General features: G+C 69.7%; 19 protein-coding genes. 10 read left to right on the top strand and 9 right to left on the bottom strand.

Translation table 11 applies throughout. The features are described 5' to 3' along the window. Positions 1–38: 38 nt before the first annotated feature. Genes VFZ09_RS50325 through VFZ09_RS50315 form a run of 3 tightly spaced genes read right to left on the bottom strand, consistent with a single transcriptional unit; the run spans position 39 to position 3,172 of the window. Positions 39–437, bottom strand: coding sequence for a hypothetical protein (locus VFZ09_RS50325; protein WP_329735024.1), 399 nt, complete (start codon positions 435–437; stop codon positions 39–41). Positions 438–449: 12 nt separating this feature from the next. Then, positions 450–956, bottom strand: a complete 507-nt coding sequence (locus VFZ09_RS50320; protein WP_329735023.1) for a hypothetical protein — start codon at positions 954–956, stop codon at positions 450–452. A 17-nt stretch (positions 957–973) separates the two neighbouring features. After that, positions 974–3,172, bottom strand: a complete 2,199-nt coding sequence (locus VFZ09_RS50315; protein ID WP_329735022.1) for a hypothetical protein — start codon at positions 3,170–3,172, stop codon at positions 974–976. 204 nt (positions 3,173–3,376) lie between these two features. Between VFZ09_RS50315 and VFZ09_RS50310 the strand changes: the two genes are divergently transcribed. After that, entirely contained in the window at positions 3,377–4,525 is a 1,149-nt protein-coding gene (locus tag VFZ09_RS50310; RefSeq protein WP_329735021.1) for a hypothetical protein, read from the top strand. Beyond that, a complete protein-coding gene (locus tag VFZ09_RS50305; RefSeq protein ID WP_329735020.1) occupies positions 4,518–5,348 on the top strand; it encodes an SEC-C domain-containing protein in 831 nt (276 codons plus the stop codon). The genes VFZ09_RS50310 and VFZ09_RS50305 overlap by 8 nt, the downstream gene beginning before the upstream one ends. 54 nt (positions 5,349–5,402) lie before the next feature. On the opposite strand, the gene VFZ09_RS50300 is transcribed toward VFZ09_RS50305, so the two are convergent. Then, positions 5,403–5,855 (bottom strand): hypothetical protein, encoded by a 453-nt coding sequence (locus tag VFZ09_RS50300; RefSeq protein ID WP_329735019.1) that lies wholly within the window; start codon positions 5,853–5,855, stop codon positions 5,403–5,405. 291 nt (positions 5,856–6,146) lie between these two features. On the opposite strand from VFZ09_RS50300, the gene VFZ09_RS50295 reads away from it, so the two are divergent. Then, on the top strand, positions 6,147–6,497 hold the full coding sequence (locus tag VFZ09_RS50295) for a hypothetical protein (RefSeq protein WP_329735018.1): 351 nt from the start codon (positions 6,147–6,149) through the stop codon (positions 6,495–6,497). 107 nt (positions 6,498–6,604) lie between these two features. On the opposite strand, the gene VFZ09_RS50290 is transcribed toward VFZ09_RS50295, so the two are convergent. Beyond that, the gene (locus tag VFZ09_RS50290) at positions 6,605–7,264 is read right to left on the bottom strand and encodes a hypothetical protein (RefSeq protein ID WP_329735017.1); all 660 of its coding nucleotides are present in this window, start codon (positions 7,262–7,264) and stop codon (positions 6,605–6,607) included. A 187-nt stretch (positions 7,265–7,451) separates the two neighbouring features. On the opposite strand from VFZ09_RS50290, the gene VFZ09_RS50285 reads away from it, so the two are divergent. The 5 genes from VFZ09_RS50285 to VFZ09_RS50265 all read left to right on the top strand — a co-directional run bounded on the left by VFZ09_RS50285 (position 7,452) and on the right by VFZ09_RS50265 (position 12,124). Continuing rightward, positions 7,452–8,297, top strand: coding sequence for a hypothetical protein (locus VFZ09_RS50285; protein WP_329735016.1), 846 nt, complete (start codon positions 7,452–7,454; stop codon positions 8,295–8,297). An 86-nt stretch (positions 8,298–8,383) separates the two neighbouring features. After that, positions 8,384–8,575 (top strand): hypothetical protein, encoded by a 192-nt coding sequence (locus tag VFZ09_RS50280; protein ID WP_329735015.1) that lies wholly within the window; start codon positions 8,384–8,386, stop codon positions 8,573–8,575. A 161-nt stretch (positions 8,576–8,736) separates the two neighbouring features. After that, the gene (locus VFZ09_RS50275) at positions 8,737–9,507 is read left to right on the top strand and encodes an NAD-dependent protein deacylase (protein ID WP_329735014.1); all 771 of its coding nucleotides are present in this window, start codon (positions 8,737–8,739) and stop codon (positions 9,505–9,507) included. A gap of 170 nt (positions 9,508–9,677) precedes the next feature. Continuing rightward, positions 9,678–11,132: a hypothetical protein gene (locus VFZ09_RS50270; protein WP_329735013.1), complete on the top strand. Its 1,455-nt coding sequence runs from the start codon at positions 9,678–9,680 to the stop codon at positions 11,130–11,132. A 20-nt stretch (positions 11,133–11,152) separates the two neighbouring features. After that, entirely contained in the window at positions 11,153–12,124 is a 972-nt protein-coding gene (locus tag VFZ09_RS50265; RefSeq protein WP_329735012.1) for a hypothetical protein, read from the top strand. 25 nt (positions 12,125–12,149) lie between these two features. On the opposite strand, the gene VFZ09_RS50260 is transcribed toward VFZ09_RS50265, so the two are convergent. Together VFZ09_RS50260 and VFZ09_RS50255 are read right to left on the bottom strand one after the other, a co-directional pair. Further along, a complete protein-coding gene (locus VFZ09_RS50260) occupies positions 12,150–12,812 on the bottom strand; it encodes a TrkA family potassium uptake protein (RefSeq protein ID WP_329735011.1) in 663 nt (220 codons plus the stop codon). A gap of 9 nt (positions 12,813–12,821) precedes the next feature. After that, on the bottom strand, positions 12,822–14,612 hold the full coding sequence (locus VFZ09_RS50255; RefSeq protein WP_329735010.1) for a TrkH family potassium uptake protein: 1,791 nt from the start codon (positions 14,610–14,612) through the stop codon (positions 12,822–12,824). 148 nt (positions 14,613–14,760) lie between these two features. Here VFZ09_RS50255 and VFZ09_RS50250 point away from each other — a divergent pair, with 148 nt between their 5' ends. Then, entirely contained in the window at positions 14,761–18,396 is a 3,636-nt protein-coding gene (locus VFZ09_RS50250; RefSeq protein ID WP_329735009.1) for a two-component regulator propeller domain-containing protein, read from the top strand. A 24-nt stretch (positions 18,397–18,420) separates the two neighbouring features. On the opposite strand, the gene VFZ09_RS50245 is transcribed toward VFZ09_RS50250, so the two are convergent. Both VFZ09_RS50245 and VFZ09_RS50240 read right to left on the bottom strand, forming a co-directional pair. Then, complete coding sequence (locus VFZ09_RS50245; RefSeq protein WP_329735008.1) at positions 18,421–19,185, bottom strand: ferredoxin reductase; 765 nt, start codon at positions 19,183–19,185, stop codon at positions 18,421–18,423. 152 nt (positions 19,186–19,337) lie between these two features. Beyond that, positions 19,338–19,928, bottom strand: a complete 591-nt coding sequence (locus VFZ09_RS50240) for a hypothetical protein (protein ID WP_329735007.1) — start codon at positions 19,926–19,928, stop codon at positions 19,338–19,340. A 298-nt stretch (positions 19,929–20,226) separates the two neighbouring features. Between VFZ09_RS50240 and VFZ09_RS50235 the strand changes: the two genes are divergently transcribed. Further along, positions 20,227–21,006 carry an SIMPL domain-containing protein gene (locus VFZ09_RS50235; RefSeq protein WP_329735006.1) on the top strand — a complete coding sequence of 260 codons (780 nt, stop codon included), beginning with the start codon at positions 20,227–20,229 and terminating at the stop codon, positions 21,004–21,006. The last annotated feature ends 240 nt before the right edge of the window (positions 21,007–21,246 follow it).

The following is a 21,246-nucleotide window of genomic DNA, read 5'->3' as shown; positions in this document are numbered from 1 at the left end:
CGGGCTCCCCGGGTCGAGCCCGTGCATCCCCCGCGTTCCTACTCGGTGCCCGGAGGATGTTTTTTCATCAGTTCCTCCGGAAGGGGCATCCGAACGAACCGCAACCCCGTTCCTTTTCGCTCGGGCATGATTTGGAAGCCCTGGCCCGCGATTCTAACGAGTTCGCCATCACTGGCCTTCCCACTGGCCAGCCACGCGTCTGCCTCTTCTCGTGTCGCGAACGTTTGGGCGACGACGATATAGTCGATGGCGGGAGTGTAGAACGAGCGAAAGAACTCGCGGTAATCATCCAGCTTCTGGATTTCACGGACGTAAAATAACGCCACTGCGGCGATTCGGAGCGCTTCGTCCTCTGGCGAGCCTTCTTGGTATTTCTCATTCACCGTGCGCAGGATGTTGAAAACCGAGTCGACGTCGAATTTGTGATTGTATATCATTGGGTGTGGATGTTAGAGGGCGAGCGGAGCGAGGATCAGCGCGCCAGAGCCGCCCGTCGTGAGGACGAAGGTAATGCCAGCGACGATGACGACGGTTCCAAGTGCCACCTCGTTCTTGTGCGCCCTGATCCATTCGATTGCTTCATTCATACGCGAGAACTTCAGTTTCTTTTCTCGCTCTCTCGCAGCTTCTTCGTACTCCTCTTCACAATCTGTGAAGTCCTTGTTGCAGTCTGTGGTGCAACGCTTGTAGTACCAACCTGCCTGCTTGGGATTGTGAGGGTACGGCCATTGGGACTTCTCCCAGCAGAGAGTCATGCACTTCTCGAGTTCCTCCTGACAGATGGCGTCGCCCGAACCGCCGTGTCCGAGCATTTCTCCGACCCCCACGGCGTCCTCGGAAATGACATGGATTCGGGCCTCGGTTCGTTGCGCGTGGGCGCATCCGGCGCCTGCCATCGCTGCAACCGCGATCAGTATGAGCACTCGCATCTCTTGGTCCACCTCGTACTCTGCCACCTTCGTGCAGGGCTCCTTCAGTTCAACCTGAAACTGCTGCGGAGCAGGTAATCGATTTCATCGATCCTGGCTGTCGTGTCCTCGCGCTCATCCATGGCCGAGGTCAGGTGTGCTGTTTGCCCGGCATGGAGACTGGTGCTGGCGACCAGGGAGACGGGTGGGCCGCTGACGAATAGCAACATCGCGCCGCCTCCAGGGTTGAGCTCGGTGAAGACATAACCGTCGCGGATCTTCTCATTCCACGTGGGAGCAGTGGATGCGGCGCGTACCAGATAATCGAGGCGCAGGGAGATGAGCCGGGACGCCTTGCGGTCACGTGAGGCTGCGGTGTGACCACGTCCAACCGGGTAGCCGAGCAGGGAGCGGCCCTGAAGATCCTTGAGCCAGGTGAGGGTCCATCGAGGGACGGCCTGATGGGCAAGTCTGGCTGCGGCATGGTCAGCGGAGAGATCGAGGTGCATCAGCGTGGACTCGCCCCCCGTCTCTCTCAGCCGGTCCACGAAGGCTTTGGCTCCGATTCCCTGCTCCAGATGAACCAGTTCGTGCAGGAAGTAGAGTGTGGCGTTCGCCAGGAACTCCTCTTCCTCCTGGATGGTTTCAGCCATCTGCCGGTAGGGCGGCTCATGGAGGGCGAGTCGCCTTTCCTGCTTCTGCACGAGGTCTTCCCCCTCCAGAGCGGTGAATCGTACTTCCTGGATGTTGCTGAGCAGCCGTCCGAGATCGAGGCCGAAGACCGGTTCGCTCCAAGGGAGGTGGATGATCCGCTGGAACTCTTCCAGGAGCAGGCCAAGGCGGTTATCGGTGGCCGAAGGTGTGGCTGCGGGCCGCTTATGAAGATCCAGGCAGAGCACCGCACGGACTGCGCTTGTCGCCTCGGGAGAATCCTCGAGGATGCGGCGCGCGAGTTGGACCTCAGGGGTCTGGACGGCGTCGGCGAGGAGCTTCTGGAATGCCGTGGCGACGGCACTCCCCATGCCGGGAGACTCCGCCAACTGCTGCAAAGGCGTGAGGAGCTCCGTCCGGAGCCCATGGACCTGGATCCACTCGCAAGTCAGGACGTGCGCCCAGGATGCCAGGGCTTCCGGTGGATCCTTCTGGGCAGCCAGCTGACTCAATACGGTGCGTGCCCGCTCGAGGGTGCTGCCATGAGAGAACCTGATCGCCTCGGGGTTCTCGGGAGGACGACTGAAGACGGTGCCCCATGCGACAGAGGGGAATCGGTCTTTCAGACTGTCGAAGTGGCCGGCGAAAAGGCCTCGAAGAATGGCGTCGCGCGCGAGGGGCAGCGCTTCCGTGTGGGTGAGCGGATGGACGCAATCCTCGGCAAACCAGTTGCCGCGGTACATGCTCGCCACCAGCTCGCAGAGAAGCGTCCAACTACTCCCTCCTGCCACGAGCATCCGCTCCGCGCTACGCCAGAAGAGGGCCACGTGGTTGCGCCAGAATCCTCCTTGTTTTTGGGGTTGAAAGGAGATGGTGCGCAGCAGCAGTTGAAGCTCCGCGGTCGTCCCATCGGCGAGGCACTCCAGCATCGTGACGAGCAGATCCACACGCTCGGCCCGGCGAAGCTCCGCAGCGCCTTTTTCCAGCAGCCAGCGCGCGAGCGGTCTGAAGAAGCGCAGCAATTCGGAGCGCCGGGTCTTTTCGTCGAAGAGGGCCGAGCGGGTACTCTCGCCGGAAGGCGCGGACGCCGTCTCCTGCTTCTCCGCAGCAACCAAGGCACCGAAGGCCTGGAAGATTTCGACAGTCTGTCGATCTGTTTGAAGATTCTGGAGATGCTTCAGCATGTCCGCCGACATGGAGAGCTGACGTGTTGCGGTGTCCAGGATGTCGGCGACCAGGGCCGCGTTTCCTGCCCTGGCGTTTCCAATGAGCCACTCCACCATCCGAGCTACAACGGGGCCCGTCGCAGCTGCGGTCGCAGGAGCTTTGATGAGTTCCTCGAAGACTCGGGGGAGGAAGTCGTGGAGCTCGACGCTGAGCTCTTCACCGAGGAGATGGTGGGCGCACTCGGCGATGAGCGAGACAGACGTTCCCTGCTTTTGTGTGCGCTCGTCGAGTCCGCATGCGACCTGGATCCAGAGCTTTGCCTCCGCCTTCCAGGAGCCATCGTTCAGCCGCCCGCGAAGGATGCTCAGGGCCTCCGCCGCTGGCAGGCTGGCTGCGTAGTGTAGGTGCGCCGCTACGTTTCCCTGGAACAGCTCTGGTGAGAGCACGACGTGCCTCCTCTGTTGCTTCACTGCATGCTACCCGACACAGGGTTTGAGGACGTAAGTACCCCCTGCTCCTCGGAGTTCACCGCGAACCTTCCGGGCCCGAAGTCCGAGGCACCCTTCTTGCCCCGGGCTCCCGCTTCGCACCTGACATTCCAGGTCGTATTTTCGTGCCAACTTTTGCGGTCATGTCTACACTGCCCGGGCATGGGGAACGAACGGCCTGAAGACGAGGCACTGCGGGATCAACAGCTCGAGGAAGGGCTGCCGCTGACCTTCTACGAGCGCCTGCATGCGGCCTCCGTGGACGAGAAGCTGGTGCTGGCGCGCGAGGCGGCCGGCCACCCGGGCTTCGACGAGGAGGACGCCTTCGAGGTGGGCAGCCACGTCGAGGAGGCCCTGAATCAATCGGGCCGGTACGCGGAGCTCGAGGCACTCCTGGACGCCTGGAAGGCACGAGCCCCGCGCGTGTACGAGGCCGAGCCGGCGGTGCGCACCTGGCGCGTGGAGCTGGCGCTGCGGCTGCCAGGGCGGGACGTGAAGGCGGCGCTCGTGTCGCTGGCGAGGCGGACGGGGGATGCGGCCCTGGTGTCGCCTCTGGCCGAGTGGTGTCTCTACCGGGGCCGGCTCCACGAGGCGCGCGCGGGCCTCGTGGAAGCGTGGCCCCAGGTGCGCGAGGACGAGACGCTCGCCGAGTGGACGCGCGTGGACTATGTGACGCGCGCGGTGCTCACCTGCATGGACGCGGGGCTGCGCGAGGAGCCGGGCCTGTCGCTGGAGCGGTTGAACGAGCAGCTCTCGCTCTTCGACCGGGCGGTGCCGCACTGGGTGGCCCAGGGGCTGGAGCTGCGCACCGGCCGGAAGCCCTGGGTCCGCCGCGAGGGCCACGCACTGCTCGGCCTGCCGCCGGAGGCGTTCTTCGACGAGCAACGCGCGCTGGTGATGACCTTCGAGACGGAGCTGCGGGTGCGGCAGGGCTGGCCGTGGGGCCGTACGCAGCTGCTCTACCCGGAGCTCTTCCACCTGCTGCCCGGTCCCCTGGGCCACGGCGGCGTGGTGGAGCGCCCCATGCACCTGCTCCTGCCCGTGCTCACCGACCTGGAGCACTGGGTGCGCGGTCTGGGCCAGGAGCGCGCCCTGCATCCACACGTGCACGCCGCCACGGCGCTCGCGCTGCGTCCGTGGGGCGAGTACCTGCTCCGGCTCGGGCTGGTGGAGGACGATGAGTGGGCGGAGTGGTGGGAGCGGGCCTGGGGGCTGCTCTCCGCCCTGCCCGAGCAGCTCGCGGCGGCGAATGATCCCCTGTTGGTGGAGGAGGTCCACCGCTTCCTCCGGGGAGGTTGGCCTCATGGGTGACACGGAGACCCGCGCCCTGGTGCGCCAGCTCCTGGAGCACACGGAGACGCTCCCCGAGTCCCTGCGGGCGGACATCCTCGCGCGCGGCGCCGAGGCGGTGGAGCCCCTGGTGGAGCTGTTGCTCGACGAACCCTTGTCCTACGTCACGGCACCCGGAGAAGGCTACGCGCCCATCCACGCGGTGAAGCTGCTGGCGCAGCTCAAGGGGCCCGAGGCCATCTCGGCCATGGTACGGCGGCTCCCGCACAGCGCGCCGGGCGAGGTGCTCTACGACGCGCTCCTCTTCGCCCTGGAGGAGCTCGGGCCCGCGGTGGCTCCCGCCGCCCTGGAGTCCCTGGCCCACGCGAGGACCGCGGATGAGCGCTTCGGGTTGCTCTCCGTGCTGTCCCGCTGTGGCGTCCAGGACGAGCGCATCTCCACGGCCCTCCTCGCGCAGCTCGAGGAGGACCCCGCCGCCGCGGCCATCAACCTCTCCGTCTATGGCGACCCGCGTGCCATCGAGCCCCTGAAGCGCGTGCTCGCGGCCCACGAGGTGGACGAGGACTCGGTGGACCTGTTCGCCAACCAGAACATCATCGAGCTGCGGCACGCCATCAAGCAGCTCGGCGGGACGCTCGACGCGGCACAGCTCGACAAGGTGGAACGGGCCCTGCGCTCGCGTCGCCGGCTGAACGAGCTGTTCAAGAGCATCCTCTCCCGCGGCGACCTGCTGCCTCCGCCGCCCGCCCGGCGCGTCCCCCGTCCCGGGCGCAACGAGCCGTGCTGGTGCGGCAGTGGCGTGAAGTACAAGAAGTGCCACCTGGGCGAGGACTCCCGCCGGTAGCGGCCGGGCCCCGGCACGCGGCGCGCACCGGGGCCCGGGTGGAACGCGGCTACCTCACGGCGTGGCCGTGGACGTCCCGGCCGACGGCGCCGTGCAGCTCACGCGGAAGTCGCGCGTCTCCGTCTGGTAGTCCCGCAGCGTCAGCTCCCGCGGCTCCGGGGTGACGGTGGGCGTGGCGCCATTGGCGCACTGCCAGGCCGGCGGCGGCTTCACGGAGAACGCCAGCGGCTCGCTCCCGGCGGGCAGGTTGGCGACCTGATAGCTGCAGCGCCCGCGGCTCACGCGCACCATGCGGTCGCCGAGCACCTCCTGGGGCGCGCCCGTGGGCGTCACCCGCACGTCCAGGCCCGCGCAGAAGTCTCCCGTCTTCGGGCCCACCTCGTCGGCCAGCGTGATGATGCCCGTCACGGTGCCATTGCCCTCGCGCGCGCTCCCGGTCGCGCTACGGCTCGTGCCGCACCCGGTGGCGGCGGACAGCAACAGGACGGCGATGGTGATGCGATTCATGGCGGTGGGACTCCTCTTGGGGAAGAAGGTGAACGCCTGGTGTGCAGGCGGCCTGGGAGGCGCCCCTCATACAAATGCCCCACGTCTTCATTCCGGTCGTTTGCTTGTGTGGATTCCGAGGGGTCTTCCTGGCAATTCCCGGTATGGAGCGCCGGAATCCATACGCTCCGTGCGGGTCATCAGCCGGGGTTGATGGAAGGAAAATGCGGCGTGCGGGCGGGCGGCGGGGTGTTGCCGGGGAGGCCCCGGGTGGAGGAGGGTGGAGCCCGAGCGCGGGAGACACGTGAGGCGATGAGCGACGAGCAGAGCTGGAGGCCGGTGGAGGAGGGGCGCACGCTGGGGTTGGGCGGGGCGGAAGGGGGCATCATCGTCCGGGACGAGGAGCACCCGGCGGGGTTGCGCCTCACGCTGGAGGAGGAGCCCGCGCGCTCCTTCTACGCGGTGACGTGTGGGGTGGCGGGCTGGCTGGTGCACAGCCGCTTCTTCGGGAGCGAGGCCGAGGCCCACGCCGCCTGGGAGGAGATGAAGCCGGCGCTGTTGGAGCTGGTGATGCAACTGCCCGCGGCCGGCGCGAAGCCGTTGGACCCGGCGACGCGCGCGGCGGGGGCGAAGCTGGGCGCCTTCGTGGCGCGCTTCCCCTGAGTCCGGAAGCAAGAACGAGAAGGCCCGGGGGCTCGAGGGCCCCCGGGGTCTTCCCGGTCCAGGTGAGGCTCACGTGGTGAGGTTCACGTGGTGAGGCTCACGTCCGCCTAGTAGGTACCGCCCAGCTGCAGCAGGGCCTGGTAGCGCCCGTTGCCGATGTTGTTGTCGACGGGGGCGAAGTCCTGGGAGAACGGGATGTTGTAGCTCACGCGGGCGTCGGCGGTGAGCAGCGAGCCGATGTTGTAGCGCAGGCCCACGCCGGCCGGCACGTACCCGCTGGTGTCGTCCTGGAAGCCGGCGACCGGGGCGATGCCGCGCACGTTGTGGTTCTCGATGCCGATGCCGCCCAGCAGGTAGGGCTGGAGCTTCGTCGGGACGAGGCCGACGGTGACGGCCGCCTGGCCGCCGTTGCGGATGATGTCCGCGCCGTTCGCCGCGCCGCCCGGCCCGAACGTGTCGATGTCGGACAGGCCGCCGTTGTAGCCCAGCTCGAAGCCCAGGCCGCGGGTGGGCTTGAAGCCGACGGTGGCACCGTAGGCGAAGCCCGCGTTCAAATCGGAGGCGAGCTCGCCGGTGTAGCCCTCGGCGCCGCCACCCAGGAGCACGTAGAGGCCCTTGTCGGCGCCGCGCTCCTCGGTCTTCATGACCGACTTCTCGTGCTCGATGCCCGAGCCGCCGTAGCCCGGCTCCTTCCACTCATCGCCTGCCAGGGCCGCGCCGCCCCACAGCGCCGCCCCACACAACCCCAAACGGATGATGGACTTCATGACTTGGACTCCTTTCAAGTGTCCGCTGGCAAGCTGTGGTCGGGTGGAAGGGGGCTGCAACGGTGGGTGAAGCGCCACCGCGCTCCCCTGGTTGGGGGGGGGACGGCCCTGGCGGGGGTGTCTCGTTTTCCCCGTGCTCTTTCGAGCGCTCGCGGGGTCCCTCGCTTCACCGGAGGGAGGAATTTCCATGAAGGGTTTCCTGGCATTTGTCGCGGGTATGTCGTGTCTGGTGGCGGTGGAGGCGAAGGCGCAGTGCGCCACGTCGTGCGCCACCGTCTCGCCGAAGCACCCGGTCATCCTGGTGCACGGCCGCAACGACGACGCGACGCGTTGGGACACGCTGGTGTCCAGCTGGAGCGCGCGGGGCTACACGGAGGGCGTCAACCTGTTCCGTTTCGACGCGGCGCGTGACTGCGGCGCGAAGGACTACTGCGCGGTGCTGCCGGGGTACGCGGCCAGCTACGTCAACGAGAGCTACGCGAAGTGCCTGGCGTCCTTCATCGACAAGAAGGTGCCGTGCGTGAATGGCGCGTGCCCGGCGGTGGACCTGGTGGCGCACTCGCAGGGGACGGTGACGGCGCGCTACTACGCGCGCTTCCTGGCGAACCGGGGGGTGGATGACCTGGTGGTGATGTCCTCGCCGCACAACGGCATCACCAACTGCGGGCTCGTCACCGGCTGCGGGGGGGTGAACCCGGAGGACTGCGCCAACAGCGCCTTCCTGCGCAAGCTCAACGGGGTGGCGCCCGAGGGCGATGGCTCCAACGACGAGACGCCCGGGGCCACCTTCCTGGGCCCGGTGCACTACGCCTCGGTGGTGAGCGACGGGGACACGGTGGTGCCGCCCTGGTGCGGCGGGTACTTCCTGCTGGACCCGGCGACGAAGAACGGGAGCATGCTGGACTGCCGCCGGCCCAACTACACGGTGGATCCGGACTCGAGCGCCTGCTTCGTGTCCAAGGTGCAGCACCTGGTGGTGCCGAGGGACACCAACGCCATCCACTTCGCCTACTGCGAAGTCAACCGGGACTGAGCCACGTGCGGGGTCAGCTGACCGGACATGTCAGACCGGGCGGGGATACTGCGTCAGGTGCGGCGTTCCTTCGAGGGGGTTCTCCCATGTTCCGCCAGCCAGGACAGCAGTCGATGACCGAGCAGGACGCGGTGAGCCTGGGCTTGTCGCGAGCGGGGAGCCCGGGGCAGGCGGTCCGCTCCGAGAGCCATGGGTTGCCGGCGTTCGTGTCGGCGGCGCCGCCGCGCTCGGAGGGCGAGGCGCTGCTGCGGCGCATCTTCTCCAAGGCCCAGCAGTAACGCGTTTCCCTCCACCCCATGTCGCCGAGAACCCCTCTCCCCCCGGGAGAGGAGCCCCCCGTCGTTCAAAGGGGAGGCACGCCCCCCGGGGTGAGGGTATCTCGGGTCCCGGGTTGCCCCCGTGGTTGCGAGGGTGCACCGGGGCTGCGACGCTCCACTCCATGGAAGAAGCCCTCGAGCGAGTCATCGAGCACCTGTCCCGGGCCCGGAGTGTGCTGTTCGTCACGGGGGCGGGGATCTCGGCGGAGTCGGGCATCCCCACGTACCGGGGGATTGGCGGGCTCTACGACGGGAAGACGACGGAGGGGGGCGTGCCCATCGAGGTGGCGCTCTCGGGGAGCATGTTCCGGCGCCGGCCCGAGCTGACGTGGAGGCACCTGCACGAGATTGAACGGGCGTGCCGTGGGGCCAGGTTCAACCGGGCCCACGAGGTGCTGGCGCGGATGGAGGGCTGCTTCGAGCGCTGCTGGGTGCTCACGCAGAACGTGGATGGCTTCCACAAGGCGGCGGGGTCGAAGAACGTCATCGACATCCACGGGGACATCCACGAGCTGCGCTGCACGCGGTGTGATTTCGAGGAGCGGGTGGCGGACTACGCGCACCTGGCGCCCCGGCCGTCCTGTCCGCGGTGTGGCTCGGTGGTGCGCCCCGAGGTGGTGCTCTTCGAGGAGCTGCTGCCGCCGGAGAAGGTGGCGGTGATGGAGCGGGAGTTCGCCCGGGGCTTCGACGTGGTGTTCTCGATCGGGACGTCGAGCCTGTTCCCGTACATCACGGCGCCGGTGGTGGAGGCGGTGGCGCGCCAGCGGCCCACGGTGGAGATCAACCCGGGGCAGACGCAGCTGTCGCGGGTGGTGGACGTGCACCTTCAGGTGGGCGCGGTGGCCGCGTGCGAGGCGATGTGGGCCGCACGCGACCGGTGGAAGCGCGGGTGAGCGGGCACTCACGGGGTTCGATAACGGAGGGGGGCTGGATGAACCTCCCGGGAGGCCCGCCGCCAGCGCAGGCCCGGCCGATCCGCTTCTGGTCCCAGTTCGTTTCGTGAGGCCGAGCAGCGGCGCGCCAGCCGTGCCGGGCTGAAGAGGCTGGTGCATGCTCTCGAGCCATGAAGAGAGCGCACACGCTGCAGTGCCTGTCCCTGGCCCTGGGCCTCGTTCTGCTGTGCGTCTCGTGCGTCACTCCGCGGGGTGTCGTCCATGGCGCGCAGCAAGGCGAGCGCGCTGACGAGACTCCGCGGCGCCTTGCGCCTGTGTCTCCCCAGCAGGAGCAGCCTTTCGCGCCGGGCTCCACTCTCGTGCCACCGCTGCCCCTGGGCATTCGCGAGTTGCCCGAGGACCGCTGGCAACTCCTCCTTCCCCCTCGGTTGCCCAACCCGGCGCTGGAGGTGCTGCGCCTGGAGGAGGTGCGCCCTTTGCTCGATGCCCTCGCGCCCCTCGCGCCTCGAGATGGCCCTCGGCTGCGTCTCCTGGAGGTACCAGGAGTGGACCGCGCTTCCCCAGGCCTCGTGCCCCCGTGGGAGTCACGCCTGCGTCAGGAGTTTCTGTCGCGCTTCGGCCCTCCGCTGCTGCCACTGCCTGAGTCCCTCGCCGCCAGCCGCCTCTTCCTCGCGCTACAGCTCTCCACTCGCTACATGGCCGATGGCATCCGCGAGGCCGCTGTCGCCCTCTTCACCTCTCCCGCTTTCGTCATCAGCGTCTGCCTGTCCATCGTCCTCTACTTCTCCGCCTGGCTGGCGCCCGAGCCGTTCTTCTCGAAGGCCTTCGCCGCAACCCTCACCCTGCGCCTGTCCCTGGTCGTGGGTCTCGTGGAGCTCGGTCAGGTGGCACTGGCCTGCCTGCGCCTCTACCGGGAAGTGGAAGCCGCCTCGACACCCGAAGCGCTCGAGGATGCCTCCGCTCGCTTCGGCAGGGCCATGGGGGGCACCTATCTCCGCGTCCTGGTCACGGTGGGTACCCTGGGTCTGGCTCGCTTCATTCCCCAGGTACCCGAGGGCGGAATCTGGCGGCTGCTGCCGCCGGTGACGTCCGAGGGGCTCGTTCTCTTGCAGCAGTCCGCCTCCTCCGCCCAGGTGATGGCGGACGGCACCCTCATCGTTTCCGGTGTGAACGCTGGGACCGCGGCCTGCTCTGGCCTTGCCTTGTGCTCGACGAGCTCCGGCTCTCCTGGTGGTGCTTCCGGACCATCCACCCGCTACGGTCCGCCGCATACCCGGAAGAACCCGCCTCACAACGAGGCCATCGAGGGCGAACTGGCCACGCGGGAGGCCGCGGGGCATACCGGCTTGCGGAAGAACAAGCAGCAGGTGGATGCCCAGCAACAGCCACTGGATGACCCGAATCCCGTGCGTGGCATCAAGTTCCGCAGGCCGGATGCATCCTCCGTGCGGCCGGATGGCGTGCGGCACAACACCAACTATGTTTCCAACTCGCGCGATCTGAAGCGGGAACTGGAGGCGTTTGACTCCATGGTCCGAGCGGACCCGGGAGCCATCCATGAGTTGTACATGCTCGATGGGACCCTGGTGAGACGGCATGTCCCCTCAGGGGTGAGCTATCCGTAGACGAGAGGAGGTGACGAGCCATGGCGCGAGAGTGGGACGTGAAGCAGTGGCGGGAAGAGCTGGTCGCGGCGTGCAGATTCGGCGAGGAGGCGCGAGCCCGCGCCCTGGTCCGGCAACCCGGCCCACGGAAGGCTCGAGCCCTGCTGGAGTCCATGTTGGATGCAGAAGAGGGCCTCGTGCGGCAGGCCGCGGTCCTCGGACTGGCCGAGCTGGGTGGCGCCGCCAGCGCCAGACGCCTGGAGCAGCAACTGGTACGCGAGGAAGCTCGCGGGGACCGTGACGGGGACTCCGTCGCGGAGGCCATCACCCGGGTGCTGGGCGAACTCGAGGAAACGAGCGCGCGGGCGAGTCTGGTTCGCAGGCTCGAACGGCTGGCCACCGGCAAGCCGGACCTGGGAGATGTGAACACGCTCGCGCGTGCCCTCTGGCACAAACGCCACCCCGAGCTGCTCCCCGTTGTCCGGCGCGGTCTGGAGAAGTTGGCTCTTTCGGAGATGAACTCTCTTGGCGGCCTGCTCGTGCTTCTCGAGAAGTCTCCAGGGGAGCTCCAGTCCTGGGCCTTGGACAGCTCGGTGTCCGTGGAGCGCAAGACGGAGGTTCTCACGGTGCTCGAAGAGGAGGTGCCAGAGCCGCTCGTCCCGGCCGTCCTCGCCTTCATCTCCACCGCTCATGCGCTGCTCGGTGGGGCGGTGAATCGAGAGACCTCCTACTATTGCGAACGCCTGTTCATCCTGCTCCTGCGGCACCGGGAGCACTTGATTCCCCTGCTCCCACCGGAAAGCCGCGCCGAGCTGCGGGAAGTCGCCCGGAGGCGCGTGGAAGCCTTCGCCCTTCACGATGACTCCCTGCGCGCCGCCGTCCTGCTCCAATACGTGGGGAAGCCCGAGGACACCGAGCTTCTCGAGGCTCACCGTCCGGCGGAGCCCGTCCTCGCCAAGGTCTTCGACGACGCGGTAGCGGTTCTCCGCGGCCTTCCGGCTCGTGGTCCGTGACGGCGGGGCGCTCGAGCAGGCCTCGCTACCGCCCCGGATCCCACAGCCGCGCGAGCGCGGCCACACGCTCGCCCCGGCCGGCCACCAGCAGCACATCCCCCGCGCCGAGCATGGCCTCGGGAATCGGCTCGTTCACCACGCCCCGGTGCTGGATGGCGATGACATTGAGCCCGTGCGTCTGCCTCAGCCTCAACTCCTGCAGGCTCTTGCCCGCCGCGTGCTCGGGCACCTTCAGCTCGGCCAGCGCGTAGCCGTTGGGCAGCTCCGTGCTCGACTGCATGCTCGTGTGCAGCAGCAGCCGCGCCAGCTGATCCCCCATCTCCGCCTCCGGGTACACCACCCGCGTGGCCCCCGCGAGCGCCAGTATCTTCCCCCGCTGCCGGTTGGAGGAGCGCGCCACCACCGTCCTCACCCCCAGCCCCTTGAGCACCGACGTCCCCAGCACCGCCGCCTCGAAGTCCTCCTCGCCCAGCGCGATGACCGCCGTCTCCGCCTTCCCCACCCCGAGCGCCTTCATCGCCTCCTCCGACGTGCAGTCCGCCCTCACCGCCTGCACCACCACGTCCTTGATGGCCTCCACCCGCTCCAGCGAGAGGTCCACCGCCAGCACCTCGCCCCCCGCCTCGGTGAGGCGCCGGGCCACGTGCTCGCCGAACTGTCCCAGGCCCACCACCACGTACGTGCGCATCCTCGCTCCTCAGCCCACGACGATCTTCGTCGAGGGATAGCTGTAGCTCGCCCGCGCCTTGGACAGGCCCACCGCGAGCGCCAGGGTGAAGGGGCCCAACCGCCCCACGAACATCAACGCGCACACCACCAGCCGGCCCGCGCTCGACAGTTGCGGCGTCACCCCCGTCGTCACCCCCACCGTGCCAAAGGCGCTCACCGCCTCGAAGAGCACGTCCCGGAAGGGCAGGTCCGGCTCGGCGGCGAACAGCAGGAAGGCCAGCACGAAGAGCAGCCCGAAGGAGATGAGCGCCACCGCGCACGCCCGGTACACCGTGGCCGGCGGCACGCTGCGGCCCATGATGTCCACCTCGGAGCGGTTGTGCAGCAGCGCGCGGAAGGTGAACGCCAGCACCGCCACCGTCGTCGTCTTCACGCCGCCCGCCGTGCCTCCCGGCGAGCCGCCGATGAACATCAGCACCAGGCTCAACAGCAGCATGGGCGTGCCCAGCTTCGACAGGTCCACCGTGTTGAAGCCCGCCGTGCGCAGCGAGACGCTCTGGAAGAAGCTCGCCCACAGCCGCTCGCCCCAGGGCAGCCCCGCCAGCGAGTGGTTCCACTCCAGCACCAGCCACGCCAGCGCCCCGCCCACCGCGAGCGCCGCGCTGGTGAGCAGCACCACGCGCGTGTGCACCGGGAGGAAGCGCCAGCCCCGGCGCACGCCCCGCTCGCGCCACAGCTCCCAGTCCAGCAGCGAGGTGACGACGGGGAAGCCCAGGCCGCCCAGGGTGATGAGCGCCATGACGGTGAGGTTGACGCCGGGGTTGCCCGCGAAGCGCACGAAGTTGTCCGGGTACAGGCCGAAGCCCGCGTTGCAGAAGGCGCTCACCGAGTGGAACAGCGCCGAGAAGGCCCGCTCGGAGGTGGACAGCACCCGCCCGTCCGGGGCGAAACCCAGGGACGGGTAGAGCGCCAGCGCCCCCAGCACCTCCAGCGTCACGGTGATGAGCGACATGGAGTAGAGCAGCCCCTGGAAGCCCTGGACCGTCTCCTCCTCGAGGATCTCCTGCATGGCCCCCCGCGTGCGCGCCGACAGCTGGCTGCGGAAGGCCAGGGCCAGCGTGGTGGTGAGCGTCATGAGGCCCAGGCCCCCCACCTGGATGAGGCCCAGAATCACCCAGTGGCCGAAGGCGCTGAAGTAGCTGCCGGGGTCCACCACGGACAGCCCCGTCACGCACGAGGCGCTGGTGGCGGTGAAGAGGGCCACCAGGAAGGGCGCGCCCTGCCCGTCGCGCGTGGCCGCGGGGAACATCAGCGCCAGCGTGCCCCCGGCGATGGTGAGCAGGAAGGACAGGCACAGCAGCGGCAGCGGGCGGCGCAGCAGCGCCTGGAGGAAGGGACGGGCCGGGCGCCAGGCCACCAGGTCGATCAGCTCCCGGGCGAGCAGGCGCAGGGACAGCAGGGTCGCCGCTCCCCGGGGCCCCGCCGCTCCCAGCGAGAACACCGCCGGCACGGCGAAGAGCAGATCCGGCCACCGGTGGCGCCACAGGCGCAGGCGGAAGGCCCACGCGTCGCGCAGCAGCTCTCCGGCGAAGGTGGCCACCACCGCCCCGGCCAGGCTCGCGGCCACCGCCTCGCGCCAGGGGGCATCCTTGCCCCGCACGGTGAACTCGAAGGCCACCAGCGCCACCACCGCCACCAGGCTCAGCCGCCGCGGCCCGTCCGCCCGGGGCCGGCGCCGGCGGGGCTCCTCGAAGGGGGGCGGGGGGAGCGGCGGCTCGGGGAGGGGGTCGGGCGTGGCCCGGGGACTCGGGGAGTTCATCGCGGGGGGAGGGGCGACCCTATAGCACCTCCCTCCCGCGGGAGGACCCATCGGGGCAGTCCCTCGCCCGGCTCCTCGGCCTTTTCCGGAGCTGTCCTGGGGGTCGGGTTTGCTCCAGGGCTGTCCGGCATGGCACAAGTTACCGGGAATGTTGTGGCGATACGGCAAGTGCGGCCCGCGGATGCTGGCCCTGGCGATGGTGATGGGCATGGGCGCTCCCGCGCTCGCGCTCGATCCGGCACGCCGTGTCACCCAATACAGCCACGACGCCTGGAAGGACGTGGAGGGGCTGCCGCAGAACTCCGTGTACGCGCTCGCCCAGACGCGCGACGGGTACCTGTGGGTGGCCACCTGGGAGGGCCTGGTCCGCTTCGACGGCGTGCACTTCACCGTCTACGACCAGCGCAACACGCCCGAGCTGCATGACGAGTACATCGAAGCGCTCGCCGAGGACGCGGCCGGCACGCTGTGGGTGGGCACGGCGCGGGGGCTCGTCTCCTACCGCGAGGGACGCTTCCACCGCGTGGCCCTGAAGGAAGGGCCGGGCGAGGTGGAGGTGGACGCGCTCACGCCCGGCACGGACGGCGGCATGTGGGTGGGCACCCACGACGGCCTCTTCCACGTGCGCGAGGGGCGGGCGCGGCGCTACGGGACCGAGGCGGGGCTGCCCTCGGTGAAGGTGCTCGCGCTGCTGAGGGACCACGCGGGTGTCCTGTGGGTGGGCACGGAGCGGGGACTGGCGCGCCTGTCCGGGGAGAAGCTGGAGCCGGTGCATCTGCCGGGAGCGGTGGACCGGACGAGGGTGCTCGCGCTGCTGGAGGCCCATGACGGCACGCTGTGGGTGGGCACCGAGTCGGGCCTGGTGCGCGTGCAGGGCGAGCGTGTCCGGCTCCTCACCACACGCGACGGGCTGCCGGACGACAAGGTGCGGGCGCTCGCCGAGGACCGGGACGGCAACCTGTGGGTGGGCACCCAGGAGGGTGGACTGGTGCGCCTGTCGGAGGAAGGCACCCTGGCGGTGCTCGGGCCGCGCGAGGGCCTGTCCGGCACGGGCGTGCTGTCGCTGCTGGAGGACCGGGAGGGCGCGCTCTGGGTGGGCACGACGTCGGGCGGGCTCAACCGGCTGCGCGACGCGCCCTTCGTCCCCTTCGGCCAGCCCGAGGGCCTGGGCGATGACCTGGTCTCGGTGGTGCTGGAGGACCGGGAGGGCGCGCTGTGGGTGGGCGCTCACGCGGGGGGGCTGACGCGCCTGAAGGACGGGGAGCTCACCCGCTTCGGCCCGGCGGAGGGGCTGCCCGCGGGCAACCTGCGCGCGCTCGCCGAGGGCCGGGACGGCACGCTGTGGGTGGGCACCTCCGCGGGCGCCTACCGCTACGACGGCCGGAGCTTCACGCGGGTGGGCCGCGAGCAGGGGCTGCCGGACGAGGTGCTCTTCTCGCTCTTCGCCGACTCGCGCGGGGACGTGTGGTTCGGCACGCTCTCGGGCCTGAGCCGGCTGCACGAGGGCACCTTCACGTCCTACGGCCCGGAGCAGGGCGGCCCGGAGCAGCCCGTCGTCTCCATCGCCGAGGACGCCGAGGGCACGCTCTGGTTCGGCTCCTTCGGAGGGCTGTACCGGCTGCCCGCCGGCGGCACCTTCGCCCACTACACGACGGCGGACGGGCTGGCCGGCAACCGCGTGGTGGACGTGTACGCGGACCCGCGCGGCGGCGTGTGGGTGGGCTCGAGCACGGGCCTCACGCTGGTGCGCGGGGGCCGTTTCACCCGCTTCACCACCGCGCAGGGCCTGGTGGACGATGCCGTCTTCCGCATCCTCGAGGACGCCGAGGGCTCCCTGTGGATCAGCTGCAACCGGGGCATCTCCCGCGTGCCGCGGTACCAGTTGGAGGAGGTGGCCAACGGCCAGCGCACCACGGTGCGGCCGCTGCTCTTCGACCGGCGCGACGGCATGCGCAGCGCCGAGTGCAGCGGGGGCATGTTCCCCTCGGGCTGGCGCGCGCGCGACGGGAAGCTGTGGTTCCCCACGCTGCGGGGCCTGGTGTCGGTGGACCCGGCGAAGCTGGTGGTGCACCGGCCGTTGGCCCAGCCGCGCCTGGAGGAGATACGGGTGCAGGGCCGGCCGGTGCCGCTCGCCGGCAGGCTGGTGCTGGAGCCGGGGCAGCGCGACGTGGAGTTCCGCTTCACCGCGCTGTCGCTGGGGGACTCCACGCGGCCGCCGCTGCGCTACCGGCTGGAGGGACAGGACCCGGACTGGGTGGACGCCGAGGACCGGCGCTCCGTCTCGTACACGCACCTGCCTCCGGGTGACTACCGCTTCATGGTGACGGCGGCCAACCGGGACGCGGTGTGGACGGACCCGGGCCCGGTGGTGGCGCTGACCGTCATTCCACGCTTCCACGAGACGCTGTGGTTCTACGCGCTGGGCACGCTGGGCGTGGGCGCGCTGGCCGTGGGCGCGTACGTGTGGCGGGTGGGCCGGCTCAAGCGCCGCGAGCGCTGGCTGGAGGCGCGCGTGGAGGAGCGCACGCGCGAGCTGGCCCGGGCCAACCGCGAGCTGGACGAGAACCTGCGCGCCCTGCGCCAGGCCCAGGCCCAGCTGGTGCATGCGGGGAAGATGGTGGCGGTGGGCACGCTGGCCGCGGGCGTGGGCCATGAAATCAACAACCCGCTGGCCTATATCGTCTCCAACCTGGACCACGTCAGCTCGGAGACGGCGGCGCTCAAGAAGGACGTGCCGTTGAATGCCCCGGGCCGCAGGCGGCTGGAGGACATGGAGCGGGCGCTGAACGAGGCCCGGCACGGCGCGGACCGGGTGCGGCGCATCGTCCAGGACCTGAAGACGTTCTCCCGGGGCGACGAGGAAGTGCGCGGGCCGGTGGACCTGCACGCGGTGTTGGACTCGGCGGCGAAGCTGGCCGGCAACGAGCTGGCGCCCCGGGCCCGGCTGGTGAAGGAGTACGGCGACTCCGCGTGGGTGGACGGCAACGAGTCCCGCCTGGCCCAGGTCTTCCTCAACCTCATCATCAACTCGGCCCAGGCGCTGCCCGAGGGCCAGGCGGCGAGCCACGAGGTGCGCCTGGTGACGCGGGTGCAGGGCGAGCGGGTGGTGGCCGAGGTGCGCGACACCGGGTGTGGAATTCCCCCGGAGGTGATAGGTCGCATCTTCGACCCCTTCTTCACCACAAAGCCCGTGGGTGTGGGTACGGGATTGGGGCTGGCCCTGTGTCACCGATTCATCACGGCCATGGGGGGGGAGATCGCCGTGGAGAGCGAGGCGGGCAAGGGGACCGTGGTTCGTGTGACACTACGGGCCGCGGCGGCGCCCGTGGGGCAGTTCCAGGGAGTGCGTCCGATGCAACAAGAGCAGGAGGGTGCGCGCGTGCGCGGCCGGGTAATGATTGTCGATGACGATGTGATGGTGAGCTCGGCGCTGCGCCGGACGCTGGCACGTGAGCACGACGTCGAGGTCGTGACGAGCTCGCGTCAGGCGCTGGAGCTGCTCAAGGGTCCGAAGGGCGCGGAGGTGGACGTGGTGCTCTGCGACCTGATGATGCCGGACCTGACGGGCATGGAGCTGCACGCGGACCTGGTGACGTCGGCACCGGAGGTGGCGCAGCGCATGGTGTTCGTCACGGGTGGAGCCTTCACGCCCGCGGCGCGCTCCTTCATGGAGACGGTGCAGAACGCGCGGGTGGACAAGCCGTTCGATCCGCAGCAACTGCGCGAGCAGGTGCGGGACTGGGTGGCCAGGTCCCGCGGCGGAGGGCCGGGCCAGGCGGCCTGAGGCGCTCTACAGGTCGAGCACCGTCTACCCGGGAGGAACGGGGGAGGTGGCGCCGGTGCCGCGGATGACGGCCTGGAGCCCGGTGTCGGCGCTGCCGCTGATGGCGCCGGTGGCCTCGGCGGAGAAGGCCTCGAAGTGGACCTTCTCGCGGGGCCAGGCGTGGAGCACGGTGGCGTCGCGCACGGCGCGCATGAGGGGCGCGGGGCCGCAGCAGTAGACGCGGGTGCCGCCGGTGCGCGTGGCGAGCAGGGCCTTCACGTCGAGCCCGCGGGCCGGGTCTCCCCCGTCATGGTGGAAGGTGACGCGGCCGGCGAAGGCCGGTGAGGCGAGCAGCGCGCGGAAGGCGGTGCGCTCGGGCGAGCGCGTGCAGTAGTGCAGGTGCCAGGGCGTGCCCTGCCGCTGGAGCTGGTGCGCCATGGAGAGCATCGGGGTGATGCCGATGCCACCGGCCACGAGCACGTAGCCGCGCGCGTGGAGCAGGGGGAAGTCACAGCGGGGGAGGCTCGTGGTGAGCACGTCGCCCACGCGGACGCGCTCGTGCATGGCCCGGGAGCCGCCGCGGCCGTTGGCGTCACGCTGCACGGCGATGAGGTAGCGGTGCGTCTCGGCGGGGTCGTTGCAGAGCGAGTACTGGCGCGGGAAGCCGCCGGGGACGTGGACATCCAGGTGGGAGCCGGCCTCGAAGGGAGGCAGCGCGCCCCCGTCCGCGGGGACGAGCTCGTAGGAGAGGATGCCTTCGGCTTCGGGCGAGATGCGCTGGACGCGCAGGCTGAGGCTGTCTTGGGCCACGGTGTGGTTCCCCCTGACATCAGGGCCTCACCGGGTGGTTGAAAGAATCCGGCGAGGCCGTCGGGAGGATGGACAGCGTCCATCCCCGGAGCAACGGACCGGGGGACATCTGGTTCGATGGAAGGTGGACAGCGGCGGCCGCCGGATGGGGCTCAGCCCTGGGTTCCATCGGGTGTGAAGGCGAGCTCGCGTCGGTCCAGCAACACATGGGCGGCGGCCTGGAGCTCCTCGCGCTGTTGGTGGATTTTCTGACGGAGGCTGGGGTCGTGCCCGCCGAGCTGCGAGGGATCCTTCTCGGCGAGCTGGGCCTGGAGGGCGGCCTCGATGACGGCGCGGGGGGCATCGGGGCGCACGCCGAGGAGCGCCGCGGCCCGGTTGCGATCCATCTGCCGGGAGCCACCGGACTCGGACGGAGCGCCAGACGACTCCTCCTCCTGCTCCGAGCCCTTGCGGAGCGCGCCCACGAGCGTGAGGACGAGCGCGCCGAGGAGGGAGAGCCCCGCGACGCCGCCGGCCACCGGGAGACGGGAGACACGGGTGCGCTCGTCGCGGAGGAGGGAGAGGGAGACGAGGTGGTTGTCGCGCTCGTCGCCCGAGGTCCTGTCGAGCTGCCGCATCTGCTCGGCCTCGATCTGATCGAGCTGGGCGGGCGAGAAGGACGAGTAGGAGGTTTTGGCGACGGTGGAGAGGTAACCGGCGTAACCGCCCGAGAGCAGCGCGACCAGGAACAGCAGTATCCGCATGGAGATCCCCAGGGCCGAGGCCGCGAACACGCGAGCCGGGGCAAGCAGGCGCGAGAATACCGCTCCGCGAGAAGGGAGCGAGGGTTCCAGGAGAGCGAGAGGATTCCACCCAACTCCCTCTCGCGAGTCCTCCCCTCTCCCCCCGGGAGAGGGACGGGGTGAGGGTATCTCGTGCCTCGGGTCGAACCCCGCCTGTTACCCTCCGTGCGAGCATTCAACCCACTGTTCCGTCCGTGCGAGCCAGCGCCTTGCCACGGACACACCTTGAGGCGGAGCCCGCCTCGGGAGGAGGCCCACGATGCCGGTGATGCGTACAGCCCCGCTGCTCGTCCTGTTGATGGGTGGCACCCTGACCCTGGGAGCGCAGGCCCAGCCCCGGGTCGTCCCCCAGCCCCCGCCCGCGCCGCAGGTGAGCCCGTTGGAGCGCACCCTCCGGGTGGAGGGGGTGGGCGAGGTGAAGGTGGCGCCGGACGAGGCCTTCATCGACGTGGCGATGGAGACGCTGGCGCCCACGGCGAAGGCGGCGGCGGAGGAGAACGCGCGGAAGATGGACAAGGTCATCGCCGCGCTGGTGCAGGCGGGCATTCCGCGCAAGGAGATCGAGACGCGCAACTTCTCGGTGTTCCCGGAGTACCAGCCGCAGCCGAGGCCGGAGGAGGCGCCGAAGCTGAGGGGCTACCGGGTGAGCAACCTGGTGGAGGTGCACGTGCGCGAGCTGTCGCGGGTGGGGACGCTGCTGGACACGGCGTTGGGGGCGGGGGCGAACCGGGTGGACTCGGTGCGCTTCGGGCTGAGCAAGCCGGAGGTGGTGCAGGGGGATGCATTGCGCAACGCGGTGGAGCGGGCGAGGCAATCCGCGCAGGTGCTGGCCACGGCGCTGGGGGTGAAGCTGGGGCCGGTGTTGGACGCGAGCACGGTCTCCGAGCCGCCGCATCCCTTCCCCGCGGTGGCGCGCCTGGAGATGGCGCGAGCGGGAGGCGCGGCGGACGTGACGACGCCCATCCAGCCGGAGGAGCAGACGGTGACGGCGAGGGTGACGCTCATCTTCGCCATCGAGCCGGCAGGTCCGGGCCGGTAGCCGGCGGCTCCGGCCGCGAGGGGGAGCAACGGGTCCGATGGTCGGACCCGTTGGATGGCCCCGCGGCCGGAAGGCGCCTGAAAGAACCTGCTTCTGCTGGCCTAGTGGACTGTCCGACAAGTTTTTCAACATAGTCAGGACAGGTGCCGGTCCACCCACGAGTGCATCTTGGCGCGAGTCCAGGACCAGGTGAAGGGGTGGGCGTAGAGGCGGTTGTACTCGGGCCAGCTGGCGTCGAGG

The organism is Archangium sp., from assembly GCF_036277355.1.
GTDB lineage: Bacteria > Myxococcota > Myxococcia > Myxococcales > Myxococcaceae > Archangium.
The sequence above is the reverse complement of the archived record's forward strand: the minus strand, read 5'-3'. Positions and strand labels throughout refer to the sequence as shown.